The sequence below is a fragment of the Planctopirus limnophila DSM 3776 genome, from assembly GCF_000092105.1.
GTDB lineage: Bacteria > Planctomycetota > Planctomycetia > Planctomycetales > Planctomycetaceae > Planctopirus > Planctopirus limnophila.
Genome location: NC_014148.1, coordinates 2,441,214 through 2,454,344, shown reverse-complemented (window position 1 = coordinate 2,454,344; position 13,131 = coordinate 2,441,214). Strand labels below are relative to the sequence as shown.

General features: G+C 57.0%; 11 protein-coding genes and 1 other RNA gene. 1 reads left to right on the top strand and 11 read right to left on the bottom strand.

The window, feature by feature from the left end:
• Nucleotides 1-8 precede the first annotated feature (8 nt).
• The 10 genes from PLIM_RS09740 to kdpF form a co-directional block, all read right to left on the bottom strand.
• The gene (locus PLIM_RS09740) at nt 9-1,397 is read right to left on the bottom strand and encodes a sulfatase (protein ID WP_013110140.1); all 1,389 of its coding nucleotides are present in this window, start codon (nt 1,395-1,397) and stop codon (nt 9-11) included.
• Nucleotides 1,398-1,441: 44 nt separating this feature from the next.
• On the bottom strand, nt 1,442-2,152 hold the full coding sequence (locus PLIM_RS09735; RefSeq protein WP_013110139.1) for a hypothetical protein: 711 nt from the start codon (nt 2,150-2,152) through the stop codon (nt 1,442-1,444).
• A gap of 4 nt (nt 2,153-2,156) precedes the next feature.
• Nucleotides 2,157-3,146, bottom strand: coding sequence for a FecR/PupR family sigma factor regulator (locus PLIM_RS09730; RefSeq protein WP_013110138.1), 990 nt, complete (start codon nt 3,144-3,146; stop codon nt 2,157-2,159).
• Complete coding sequence (locus PLIM_RS09725; protein ID WP_013110137.1) at nt 3,143-3,667, bottom strand: sigma-70 family RNA polymerase sigma factor; 525 nt, start codon at nt 3,665-3,667, stop codon at nt 3,143-3,145. Before PLIM_RS09725 ends, PLIM_RS09730 begins: the two co-directional genes overlap by 4 nt.
• Before the next feature lie 262 nt (nt 3,668-3,929).
• The gene (locus tag PLIM_RS09720) at nt 3,930-4,622 is read right to left on the bottom strand and encodes a response regulator (RefSeq protein ID WP_013110136.1); all 693 of its coding nucleotides are present in this window, start codon (nt 4,620-4,622) and stop codon (nt 3,930-3,932) included.
• 4 nt (nt 4,623-4,626) lie between these two features.
• Nucleotides 4,627-7,314, bottom strand: a complete 2,688-nt coding sequence (locus PLIM_RS09715) for a sensor histidine kinase (RefSeq protein ID WP_013110135.1) — start codon at nt 7,312-7,314, stop codon at nt 4,627-4,629.
• Nucleotides 7,315-7,322: 8 nt separating this feature from the next.
• A complete protein-coding gene (gene kdpC, locus PLIM_RS09710; RefSeq protein WP_013110134.1) occupies nt 7,323-7,898 on the bottom strand; it encodes a potassium-transporting ATPase subunit KdpC in 576 nt (191 codons plus the stop codon).
• Between the two features lie 13 nt (nt 7,899-7,911).
• A complete protein-coding gene (gene kdpB, locus PLIM_RS09705; RefSeq protein ID WP_013110133.1) occupies nt 7,912-9,975 on the bottom strand; it encodes a potassium-transporting ATPase subunit KdpB in 2,064 nt (687 codons plus the stop codon).
• A 5-nt stretch (nt 9,976-9,980) separates the two neighbouring features.
• Nucleotides 9,981-11,729, bottom strand: coding sequence for a potassium-transporting ATPase subunit KdpA (gene kdpA / locus PLIM_RS09700; protein ID WP_013110132.1), 1,749 nt, complete (start codon nt 11,727-11,729; stop codon nt 9,981-9,983).
• Nucleotides 11,726-11,818, bottom strand: coding sequence for a K(+)-transporting ATPase subunit F (kdpF, locus tag PLIM_RS24135; RefSeq protein WP_148227056.1), 93 nt, complete (start codon nt 11,816-11,818; stop codon nt 11,726-11,728). Before kdpF ends, kdpA begins: the two co-directional genes overlap by 4 nt.
• Nucleotides 11,819-12,168: 350 nt before the next feature.
• Between kdpF and PLIM_RS09695 the strand changes: the two genes are divergently transcribed.
• Entirely contained in the window at nt 12,169-12,663 is a 495-nt protein-coding gene (locus tag PLIM_RS09695) for a hypothetical protein (RefSeq protein ID WP_041401519.1), read from the top strand.
• Nucleotides 12,664-12,697: 34 nt separating this feature from the next.
• On the opposite strand, the gene ssrA is transcribed toward PLIM_RS09695, so the two are convergent.
• Nucleotides 12,698-13,058: a transfer-messenger RNA gene (ssrA, locus tag PLIM_RS23655) on the bottom strand.
• Nucleotides 13,059-13,131 lie beyond the last annotated feature (73 nt).

The following is a 13,131-nucleotide window of genomic DNA, read 5'->3' as shown; positions in this document are numbered from 1 at the left end:
CGGGCTTCTCATTTCGTTGCGGGTTTCCCGGGTTTGTTCTTCCCACCACGTTTTTTCGGTTCAACTGGCTGATTGGGGTCGAAGTTCGGGTTCAGTGTCGGGAACTGCGCATCGACTTGGGCAAGGTATTTGTCGAGACGCTCACGGAGCTTTTTCGTCTCGGCAGGGCGCTGTCCTGCGAGGTCATCTCGCTCGCCGATGTCTTTGGAGAGGTCGTACAACTCGTCGCGGTTGTCTTCGTAGAAGTGCAACAGTTTCAGGTCACCAAGGAAGATCGCCGAGTGCGGTGCATCCCCCTGATAGTGTGGAAAGTGAAAGACAAGTTCCTCTCGCGAACGCTTGACGTCTCCCCGACCTTCGGTCTTGAGCAGTGAAGCGATACTGCCTCCTTCGATTCCCTTCGGCAGCTTGCCGGGAGCGATCCCCGCCCACTCGCAGAAGGTGGGAAAGAGGTCGTAACCGACCACTCGAGTGTGACACCACGAGTTCGGCTTTACGCCTGGGCCACGCACGATGAAGGGAACACGAATCCCTCCTTCCCACACTCCCCCTTTACCGCCGGCCAGAACTTTTTTGCCACCGCCAGCACCGTTATCAGCCATGTAGATCACGTAGGTTGTTTCGGTCAGGCCGAGTTGGTCAATAGCCTCCAGGACACGGCCCACCCCCGTATCAAGGTCTTCCGTAATCGCCGCTGTGGTGATGCGTTTTCGGTTCTCGCCTTTGAGTTGCCGCTCGTATTTGGCAAGTGTGGCCTGATTCGCATTCTCCGAGGCGTGCAATGCGTTCCAGGAGAGTTGAATGAAGAACGGCTTCTTGGCCTTGGAACTTCTATCCATAAACGCGGCCGCGCGATCGGCCATGCCGAAGATATCGACGGGGTTCGGGTCTTTGAACTGATAGGCGTTCTCGTTGCCGGTGTCACCATCCGATTTGTCAAAACCGTGCTGTTCTGGACCGCCGCCGCCAATATGCCATTTGCCGTAGTGAGCGGTCGCGTAACCTGCCTGGCGCAGGACATCACCAATCGTAGTTTCATTCGCCGGGATGCTGCGGATGTTTCGTGGCTCTATCAATTTGTGCCCGGTCTCCGGTGGAGCGGCCTTTGTCCAGTGCAGCGCGGCTGGACTTTTTCCGGTCATCAAACTGATGCGGGTTGGAGAACAGACCGAAGCTGGCGCATATCCAGCTGAGAACCGCATCCCTTGAACCGCAAGTTTCTCCAGATTTGGCGTATGAAAAATATCTCCCTTAGAGCCCGCTAGCTGGGGGTGCATCGCCACCGATAGACCGTTCCAGGCTTGATCATCCGAAAGCATGAAGACAATGTTGGGACGTTCGGCTGCGACGCCAATGGTCGGCAGCAATAGCAGACAGGTCGCGAATAGAACTCTCATCAACAGGGACCTCCTGACGTGTGCCATCAGCAGACAGGGCGAACTCACCGCTTCGATTTTTTGGGAGGCGAATCCGGTATCTCATTATTCAGGTTCGAGAAGTCGGGCCTTGTTTTCCCATCCGGCAGTGACTTGACGACATGCCGAAAAATGACGGTGTTGTCGAGCTCGATGTCATCGGTCCAGATGAACTTTGCTCCCTTGAAATCATGTTCGAAGAACGGTTGTTTCGGTTCGACTTGCGCTTCGGTGTACTCCTTGGCGTGGCCCCAGTCGCTATCATCAAAATCGACGGCGTACCAGTCTTCTGGAATCGGAAGATTCTCGACGCGCGGGTTCCTGGTATCCCGGTTAATGGGCCCCCACGAGTACTTCTTCGCTTTCCACTTCGCATTCGTGACTGTGCCATCACCGAACTTCAACACGAAGCCGGCGTCTCCGATATTCGTGTTGGCATATTCCATCCCGGTCTTCGGATCGGCGTTGTCCCTGGCCATGACTGCGATCGTCATCGGATAGCTGGGCAGAATGTCGACCGAGACCACGTTGTGCGGAATGAACTTGATGGAATCAACGGCAACAAGCTCGCCGTTGATGTAAAGTATGAACCAGTTGTCGGCGTAAATACTTGCTTTGATCGTGTCGCTTATTTGTGGCTTTCGAGGTTTACCGGAAGGAGGCGAATTGCGATCCTGCCCAAAACTCCAGGCGGCGAACAAAGTCAACGGCAGTAACGACCAGATCATTTTCTTCATCGAGTTACTCCACCTCCACAACGCGATCTGACGCATGGTGTGATTGGTGATCAAAGAAAGTAGGTCCAAGTGGGCGTTCTTCTTCTTGAGTGAGCCGCACTGTGAGATGCTCAGGACCGTAAGGCATCTCTATAAAACGAAGTTGGTGAATCTGACCGGTAGGAACAGAGTAAGTGATTTCAACCCGCTGCGGCCCACGGTGGCCACGTTTCTTCACTGCGACAAGTAGCCGGGTCGGCAGGTCCTTTCCCGCCGAATCGTCGCCATTCTCAATCGGCAACAGTTGGATCTCGTAGGCGTTTTGTAACTGGGCCAATCCCCGTTCGATCTGAATCAGCGGAAAATCATGTTCATGGCCCGGCAGATCCCGGTTAAATCGAGTCAGGTCAGTGCTGATCCGAACGGGACCATCTGGCCGCACTGCCCAACTCGTCTGACCATTGCTCCCCGTTACGAACTGCTGGCCGCTCGCCATTTGACGAATCAGCACGAACTGGTTGCCCTTTCGGACATGCAACACGGCATCATCCAAGGGAGGCTTCGGAGGGCGATTCCCGTCGATCACGGGTTGCCGTTTTCGACGTGGAGTGGGTGCTTCTTCGACCGAGATGCGATATGTCCTGTCGAGTTCCGTTTCCTGAGCCGAGATCAACCGTTTGAGTTCCGTAGACGCCACTGCCGAAGTCTGACCGACTTCCAAAGACATTAGAAACAACGTGACGAATGCTGCCATGACACCACACGCGATGATCACGGATCGCCAGATCCGCCGAGGTACTGGGAAAACTGTGTCGGGTTGATATCTCGGTGAGGGTTGGGTGATCGAAATCGCCATTTGCTCTCCACGCAGGCGGTCGTGGAGCAATACAATGCGGGCGAATTCCCGGGCATGATCTGGCGATGAGCGCAACCAGTCCTGTAAATCGCGATGTTCGTCCTCGGTCAACAGATCATCCAGGTATCGAGAGACAAGTTCGCCGGGATCGCGCGTCATGGCATTCCCTTTTCGAAGGAGACTTTTCGCTCAATACATGCTCGTAACTGTTCACGTATTCGCTGAAGCGCCTTGGAGACTGTGTTGCCAGACATACCCAGTGATTCGGCAATCGCCGTTGGCTTCAGATCGCGACCATACCGAAGTTCGCAGAGTTCGCGGGCTCGACCCTCGAGCTGATCGAGACAGCCCCGCAGAAATCCGAGGGATGGCGACTGTTCCGGAAACGCCTCCTCAAAAGCCGCCGCTAACTGAACCAGTACATCTTCGTCAAACACCAGTCGATCGCGTTGAATGCGTCTGAGGTACAGGCGGACTTGATTCTGGGCGATCCCCATCGCCCAGGCGACGAATGGCCGCTGAGGATCATAGCGATCAAAAGATTCCATTACCGCGACGGCTGTTTCCTGCAGAACGTCGTCCCGCGCTGTAAAGTCCCGCACTGCCGAAACGACGAACGCCGACACGACCGGCTGTGCCAGTGTCCAAAGTCGCGTGGCTTGTCGTGTGTGATCGTCCAAGTGGCCTCCCATTCTTTCGCCATGGTTTCTTAACCGAAGTGGAGAAATCGTGACCAGAATTCGCAAAGTTCTGCAAAAATAAAATCGCTTGGAAATGATTTGCAGCAAATGCAGTCGCAATGTTCCGTGAGAACAGAATGGATGAACGATCGGGCCACGTGACAGCTGGTGCAATCGCTGCCGGGTGGGACGGGTCAACTGTAGTCGCAAACAACGACTGTCACCTTGATCCGAAATCAACAGGCGAGCCCGTCTGGCCGAATCATTCCACAGCGAGTCGGTAACCGACTCCTTGTTCTGTCAGGATGTATCGGGGTCGGGCCGGATCGTCTTCGAGTTTCCGTCGCATGCTGGCGATGAAGACCCGCAGGTAATGGTTCTCCTGCGAGTCCTGCGGTCCCCACACTTCACGCAGCAGAAACCGGTGCGTCAGAACTTTCCCGGCGTGCTTGATCATCGTCACCAGAAGCTTGTATTCGAGCGGCGTCAGATGCACCTCTTTGTCGCTGCGGTAAACGAGCCGGGCTGCCAGATCAACACGAAGAGCACCAATTGTGGCGGTCGTCGCCTCCGGCCCGACTCGGTGAGCATGACGCATGGCCGTTCGCATGCGGGCGAGAAGCTCTCCGATGCCGAACGGCTTGGTCAAGTAGTCATCGGCACCACTGTCGAGTGCCTTGATCTTCTGCGTCTCCTGGTCCCGTGCGGAGAGGACGATCACAGGAGAAGTGTACCATTCCCGAAGCCGCTTGAGCACGTCTTGTCCATCGAGGTCGGGCAGACCCAGATCGAGAATCACAAGATCGGGTGGTTGGGCCGACGCCATCCGCAAACCTTCTTCACCGGCCACTGCTTCACTGACCCGATAGCCCTCGTTCGATAACGAGGCCTTGAGGAACCTGCGAATCGGTTGCTCATCTTCGATGATCAGAATGTGATGGCTGTTGGCTTGCATTGCTCTATTCTACCATGACTTGCGGTGCATCCTTCGAAACCGGTAAACGGATCACGAATTCGGCACCGCCACCGGGTCGGTTGGCAGCGACGAGAGTGCCGCCGTGGGCCTTGATAATAGCCCGGCAGATGGCGAGTCCAAGACCACTGCCTCGACCACCATCAGCCGTTGGAGACGCTCGATAGAACTTGTCGAAGATTCGCTCCTCGGCACCGGCAGGCAGTCCCGGCCCGTTATCCGAAATACCGATCCGCACGTGATCACCATCGAGCGCCGCCCGGATTGTCACTTTCGTTCCCTCCGGTGTATAACGTGCCGCATTCTCGAAAAGATTGACAAACACCTGTTCCATAAGCAGTCCATCAACGTACAAGAGCGGCAGTTCGCTTGAGAGTTGGACAGCAACGTCATGCTGGGCCAGTTCACGACGAGTGCGATGGAGTGCCGAGCCAACCAGTTCTTCCAAGACGTGCCATTGGCAAAGGGGAACTGCTGCCCCTGCATCCAGCTTCGACATCTGAAGGATGTTTTCGAGGAGACGATTCAGACGTGCCGCTTCATCGGCCACGGTCTCGAGCAACTGACGGCGTGTCTCTTCGTCCAGCGACGTGGCTTCCAACAAGCTGCTGCTGGCCCCGGCAATGGCTGCCAGGGGAGTTTTGAGGTCGTGAGACACGCTACTGAGCAGGCTGCTCCGGACTTGTTCGGCTTCCGCCTGAATGCGAGCGTTTGCGGCCTCGATAGCGAGTTGGTCTCGTTCCAGTGCCAACGCCAGTTGATTGGCACACGCATCCAGAAGACGGCGGAATTCGGGGTCGAGCAATCGCTCGGTGTCCGGCACTCGAATAGCAATCGCACCGTGTGTGCCTTGTGAGCCGGTCAAAGGGAAGAACAGGGCCGCGGCATTGGGAAGTGTATTCGTACCGGCCCCTGCAAGTTGATCATGTTCAATGACCCACTGTGCCACGGGTAGACTCACTGAATGCTTGACAATTGTGGTGTCATGCCCGAAAGCGAGTTCGGGCGGGCCGGATGGCTGACGTAAGTAGATCGCCACTTCACCGCCCACCATCTCGGCGACCTTGCCACCTGCCGCTCCGACGAGAAACACATTCCCGTACAAAGAACTCAGTTGCTTGCCTAGTTCGTAAAGCGAAGAAGTCCGTCGCTCTCGCAGGCGAGTGTTCTCGATCTGTGCCCGGAGTCGAGATGTCAGCGTGCTGATCACCAGCCCGATGGTCAGCATGACCGCAAACGTAACAACATACTGCGTATCGGCGACGGCGAAGGTGTGGAACGGTGCGACGAAGAAGAAATCGAAAACCAGCACGGCCAGCACGCTCGCAAACACGGCTGGCCCCCGGCCATAACGGAAGGCAGTCCAGGCGACTGCCGCCAGGAATAACATCACTGTGTTTGCTTCCGCATCAGCGAGATGCAGAAAGCGAAGTCCGTAAGCGAGCAACCCGGTCAGACTGACGAGTCCAACCGCCCAGAAGTACGGGAGCTTTTGAGTAGTCGATGCTGTTCGGGCGGGAGCGTGTGCTGTTTTCTCTTCCTCGCCGCGAATGACATACACGTCGATGTCGCCGCTCTTTTCAAGCAAGTCATCCACGACGGTGCCAGCGAGCAGTCGCCGCCAGCGAGGCTGATTCGTCTTGCCGATCAGTATCTTGGTGACGTTGCGAGAACGCGCATAGTCGAGAATCGTTTCCGAGACGTTCTGCCCAGCCAATGTGACCGTTTCCGCTCCCAGGCGTTCGGCGAGGCGGAAATGCTGGCTGACCTGCTGCTTTCGAGGACTGCTCGCTGGTTCGCCGGTGAGATCAACAGAAACCGCCAGCCAAGGTGCATCGAGAGCCGCCGCCATCCGTCGAGCGGTGCGAATGACACGTGCGGTCGTGGGGCTCGGCCCCACGCAGACCAGCAGCCGCTCGGCAGTGGCCCACGGCTGGATTGCCGCCTTCTCTCGCCGAGCCGACTCAACATCGGTGTGAATGCGTCGAGCCGCCTGTCGCAGCGAAAGTTCCCGAAGTGCGGTAAGGTTCGACTTCTGGAAGAAGCTTTGAATCGCTCGTTGAGCCTGATCGGGAACGTAGACTTTGCCTGCCTTGAGTCGGTGTAGCAATTCTTCTGGTGTGATGTCGACAAGTTCCAGATCGTCCGCCAGATCAAACGCCCGGTCGGGAACCGTCTCTCGCACGGTGACGCCCGTGATCTGGCCGATGACGTCATTCAGGCTCTCAATGTGCTGAACATTCAGCGTTGTCCAGACATTGATCCCGGCTTCGAGAAGCTCTTCGACATCCTGCCAGCGTTTCTCATGGCGACAGCCGACCGCGTTCGTATGGGCGAGTTCGTCTACCAACAGCAGGTCGGGATTTCGAGCCAGAGCGGCATCGACATCAAAGTCTCGCAGCCTCACGCCACGATACTCAAACTCACGCAGCGGAAGGACTTCGAGACCAGCGAGCAATGCCTCCGTTTCCGGGCGACCGTGTGGTTCAACATAACCGACGACGACCTCACGCCCAGCCGCTTTCGCTCGCTGAGCATTTTCCAGCATCGTATAAGTTTTCCCGACACCGGCAGCGTAGCCGAAGAATACTTTGAGCGAGCCACGCGTGGACTCAGTATCTTCGGCCTGCACCTTGGCCAGCAGATCATCAGGATTGGGACGAGCATCAGGCATAGACGGCCTCAATTTCCCTGACGTTGATCCAAAGCAAGATTCAGTCGCAGTACATTCACACGAGACTCCCCAAGGATTCCAAGTTGTCGGCCTTCTGTATATTGGGAGACGAGGTCACGCACGGCTCCTTCCGACATTTTCCTCGCTGCGGCGATTCTTGGCACCTGGAACTCGGCTGCCGCCGGAGAGATGTGAGGATCGAGTCCGCTCCCGGAGGCGGTCACGAGATCGACCGGAACCACTTTGCCCGAAGAACCTGCCGCGTGCAGGGCCAGAATGCGATCTTCGGCAGTTTCTTTGAGCCCCGGATGTAACGGGCCGAAATTGGAACCGCTGGATGCCGCTGCGTTGTAAGGGTGAGGACCAGTCGCCGAGAGCCTTCCCCAAAAGTATACGGGGCGAGAAAACGGCTGCCCGATCAGTTCTGAACCAGTGATTTGCTCTCCTTGTTGAATCAGGCTGCCGTTGGCCTGCCTCGGAAACGCCACTTGAGCGACGATAGTTACCACCAGTGGATAGACACCGCCAGTGAGAATGGTCATAGCGATCAGTACGAGTGTCGCCGTGCGAAGTTGTTGAAGCATGTTTTCTCTCTCCTTATGCCAAGCCCACGGCGGACAGCAGCATGTCAATGGATTTGATGCCAATGAACGGCACAATCAATCCACCCACACCGTAAATGAGCAGATTATTGCGAAGCAGTTGAGCCGCTCCCACCGGTCGGTAGGCCACACCCTTCAACGCTAGCGGCACCAGGGCGATGATGATTAAAGCGTTGAAAATGACCGCCGAAAGGATGGCACTGGAAGGAGACGACAATCGCATCAGGTCTAACGCCTTGAGGGCCGGATAAGTCGCTGCGAATGCCGCCGGAAGAATCGCAAAATACTTGGCGACGTCGTTAGCGATGCTGAACGTTGTCAGTGAGCCGCGAGTCATTAACAGCTGCTTGCCGATGTTCACGATCTCGATCAGTTTCGTAGGATTGGAGTCAAGATCGACCATGTTCCCGGCTTCCTTGGCAGCCTGCGTGCCGCTGTTCATGGCGACCGCCACGTCGGCCTGAGCCAGAGCCGGTGCGTCGTTCGTGCCGTCGCCGGTCATCGCCACAAGGCGTCCGCCCTTCTGGTAATCCCGGATGAGTGACAGCTTGGCTTCGGGAGTCGCCTCGGCCAGAAAATCATCCACGCCCGCCTCGGCGGCAATGGCGGCGGCAGTCAAGGGATTGTCGCCCGTGATCATCACGGTTTTGATCCCCATCTGCCGCAGTTCTGCGAACCGCTCCTTGATGCCCCCTTTCACAATGTCCTTAAGTTCGATCACACCAAGCACTTTGTCGTCCCGGCTGACGACCAGCGGCGTCCCACCGGACTTGGCGATCTCCTGAACGGCACCTCGGACATCTTCCGGCAGGAATCCGCCAAGGCTTCTCACGTGCGTCTCGACAGCTTCGGCGGCCCCTTTACGAATCGAATGGCCATCGAGCGTCACGCCGCTCATCCGAGTCCGAGCCGAGAACGGAACGAAGTGCGGCCGGATCTGTTCCAATTCCCGGCCTCGCAGACCGAACTGCTTCTTTGCCAGAACAGCGATGCTGCGTCCTTCGGCGGTTTCGTCCGCCAACGATGCCAAATGGGCTGCGTCGGCCAGTTCCTTCTCGGTGGTTACCGACGCCGGAATGAAGCGAGTCGCCTGACGGTTGCCGAGCGTGATCGTGCCTGTCTTGTCGAGCAGCAGCACATCCACGTCACCCGCCGCTTCGACCGCCCTGCCCGACATGGCGATGACATTCGCCTGACTGAGGCGATTCATTCCGGCAATGCCAATGGCGGACAGCAACGCCCCGATGGTGGTGGGTGCAAGGCACACGAAGAGAGCCACCAGCACCGTGAGACTGATTGCCCTTCCCTGGCCGGAAACTTCAACACTGAAGATCGAAAAGGGGAGCAGCGTGGCCACCACGAGCAGAAAGATCAGGGTCAGGGCGGCTAACAGAATTGCGAGGGCGATCTCGTTGGGAGTTTTCTGCCGCTTGGCACCTTCGACCATCGCAATCATACGGTCGAGAAAACTTTGGCCGGGGAGCGTCCTCACCTGGATAATAAGCCAGTCAGAAATCACTCGTGTCCCTCCGGTCACCGAACTGCGGTCGCCGCCGCTCTCTCGCACAACCGGAGCACTTTCGCCAGTGATGGCACTCTCATCGACCGAGGCGACTCCCTCAATGACTTCGCCGTCCGCCGGTATCGTTTCGCCCGCTTTGACAATCACGATGTCGCCGATCTTGAGGTCGGTCGCCGGAACTTCTTCGGTGATCCGATCTGCCTTATTGGCGATCTTGCGGGCTATGACCGTTGTGCGACTCTTCTTGAGAGAAGCCGCCTGGGCCTTGCCATGGCCTTCAGCGATGGCCTCAGCGAAGTTGGCAAACAGCACGGTGAACCATAGCCACACGGCCACGCCAAGCACGAAGGTTGATGATTCGCCGGTCGATCCGCTCAGCGAGTTCAGCCACAGAATCGTTGTCAGGATGCTGCCCAGGTAGACGGCGAACATCACCGGATTGCGAAGCTGCACACGGGGATCGAGCTTCAAGAACGACGCCCTGACGGCATCACTGAGAATTTTGCGATCAAACAGTGTTGTTGATGTTTTGGTCATGATGATTACTCCTGGTTCGCCGTTAGCAGGTGCTCGACAATTGGCCCTAGAGCCAGGGCTGGGAAGAAGCTCAAGGCTCCCACCACGATCACCACGGCCACCAGCAGGACAACAAACAGCGGCGTGTGTGTTGGTAAAGTTCCCGGCCCAGCAGGCACGGTCTTCTTCGCCGCCAGCGAACCGGCAATCGCCAGGACCGGCAGCATCACCCAGAACCGCCCGACGAGCATCGCCAGGCCCAGAAGGCCGTTGTAGAACGGCGTGTTCGCTCCCAGTCCCGCAAAGGCACTGCCGTTGTTGTTCCCTGCTGACGAGAAGGCGTACAGCACTTCGCTGAAACCATGTGGACCAGGGTTGAAGATCGTCGCTCGACCAGACGCCGAGACGACGGACACCGCCGTTCCCACAAGCACCATCGCACAGGGAAACAGGATTGCCAGAGCAGCCATTTTCATTTCGAAGGCGCCAATCTTCTTGCCGAGATATTCCGGCGTGCGTCCGACCATCAGGCCGGAGAGGAAAACAGCGACAATGGCGAACATCAATAAGCCGTAGAGGCCGGAGCCGACGCCACCGAAGATCACTTCGCCCAACTGCATCAGCCACATCGGTACAAGACCTCCCAGGGGCGTGAAGGAGTCATGCATCGAGTTCACGGAACCGTTCGAAGCAGCAGTCGTTGCCACCGCCCACAGCGACGAGTTCACAATTCCAAAGCGGGATTCTTTTCCCTCCATGTTTCCACCCGGCTGTGAATCGGATGCCGACTGGTCGGCCCCCAGGCGGGCGAGGATCGGGTTTCCCGACTGTTCAGTGATCGTCGTGGCCGCCAGCAGCGGAACGAAGATCACCAGCATCGCCGCCAGTACTGCCCAACCCTGGCGGCGGTCGCCAATCATCTCGCCGAACGTGTAGCACAGGGCGGCAGGAATCAGCAGAATAGCTAACAATTGAAGGAAGTTTGAGAGCGGCGTGGGGTTCTCCAACGGGTGGGCCGAATTCACGTTGAAGAATCCGCCGCCATTAGTGCCAAGCTGTTTGATCGCAATTTGCGAAGCGGCTGGACCGACAGCGATGCTCTGTGTGGTGACGGCATGACCTTCGGCATCAACGGTCGGTTCAAGAAACGCGACTTCGTGATACGAGTTGAAAGTCTGCACGACTCCCTGCGAAACGAGTGCGACGGCCAAAAACAGCGACAGCGGTAGCAGGATGTAGAGCGTTCCACGCACGAGATCGACCCAGAAGTTGCCGATAGTTTCCGTTGTGTGCCGGGTAAAGCCCCGAATCAGAGCGACCAGCACGGCCATGCCAGCTGCCGCCGAAACGAAATTCTGCACGGTGAGGGCCAGCATCTGCGTGAGGTAGCTCATCGTGGTCTCGCCGCCGTATCCCTGCCAGTTCGTGTTCGTCGTGAAGCTCACCGCCGTATTAAACGATGAATCAGGCGAGACGGCAGGCAGCGATTCAGGGTTGAGCGGCAGCCAACCTTGCGTTCGCTGAAAAGCGTAGACCGCAAGGAAGCTCACCAGACTGAAGGACATCGCTGCCACTGAATACTGGCGCCAAGTCATCTCGGCGGATTTGTCGATGCCGCAGAGTCGATACAGCAGTCGTTCCAGTGGTCCGATGAAGCGGTCAAGAAAGGTTGCCGACCCGGAATATACCCTGGCCATGTAAAAGCCCAGGGGCTTCACGCAGGCCAGAAGAACTCCGAGATAGATTGCCAGTTGCACAAGTCCGTTGGATGTCATGAGAACTTCTCCGGTGCGAGCAGAGCAGCCGAGAGGTAAATCACCAGCACGACCGCCACGACGAGAGCGAGAATTGTTGTCCAGTCCACAGCTAGTCCTCCGCCCTTAGGCTGCCGAAGAAATGCACAAGGCCGCACGAGCCGACAAAGAAGGCGACCCCGGCCAGGAGCCATACGATGTCCATGTCTGATTCCTCCTCGATGGGTTTCATCGAATGAATTGAATCAGATGTCACATCAAATGGGGGTCAAAAGAGGACCGAGAGTTATCAAATTTGTGTCAAGATTGTCCCAAACACATCTTGTCTCACTCCCAAGTCGGATCGAGGCGTCTGACCCGTGTCTGTCTGGTTCCTCGGGTATCAGGTGGAGCAAAGCTGATGGGCCTGTGATCGCGGATCACTCCCCGCCGTATTCCCCTGATCCGAATGACGTCCGTGATGAAATGGCAAAGTGCGTGGCTGTTGGTGATGACTCTCATGGTGGGCTGTTCGACGAATCCCGTCGGGACCGAAGCCGCTGCCCGAAACTTCTTTCAGACAGAATTCCAGAAGTGGATTGCCGGTGAGTCGAGTGACGTCGCCACCAGGCAGTCACAACGACTGCTGCTGGCTCCACCGATCAGTTACGACATCCGGAGTATCGTCCGGGACGAACCCGATTTCTTCGCCTGTCAGGAAACGGAGAAACTGCCCTCCAACTGGCAGACCTGGCCAGCTTTCAAGCGGAATGTCACCATCGAGTGGAAAGCTGAAGACAGTTCTCTGACCAGGCAAAGGCGGTTGGTCATCTGCAAAACCGTTGTCAGTGTTTTGGCAGTGTTTCGGGTGACTTTCAGCAGCAATCACTGGCACAGCCTGACACTTTCCGCCAACAAGACGGGGCAGGCAGCCATGACGCAAAGTCTTGCAGTTTGTCACGTGTGGCGCTCATGAACAAAAAAAGTCGTCAGGTGACTCACCTGACGACCTATGGAGGCGGGGGGAATTGAACCCCCGTCCTGTGATGCCGCGGGAACAGCCTCTACGTGTGTAGTCCGTTGATCAATCTCACACCTCGAAGCTCGCCGGACAAGGCTTCTCTAGTGCCAGCGTCCCACAAATCTTGCTGCGGGCGTAGGTCGCATTGACCCGCAGCCAGCCCGTATTTGCGAACGACTTTTGAACGCCATGGGCGGGGCTTTCGCAGTCGCGGTTACCTATCTCTAGGCAGCCAGAGCGTAGTTGCCAGTGTTGGCAGTTGTTGTTTGATCAGATTTTTACGTGGCCGTCTGATCAACCACGACACGCCACCATTCCGTATAACGATCCAGTCGATTCCGATCGCCCCCGGTTCGGTCACAGTGAAAAAAGACAAACTTGCTCAGGGCTTTTCTCCTTCACTGCAGTTGCAAGGATAACTGT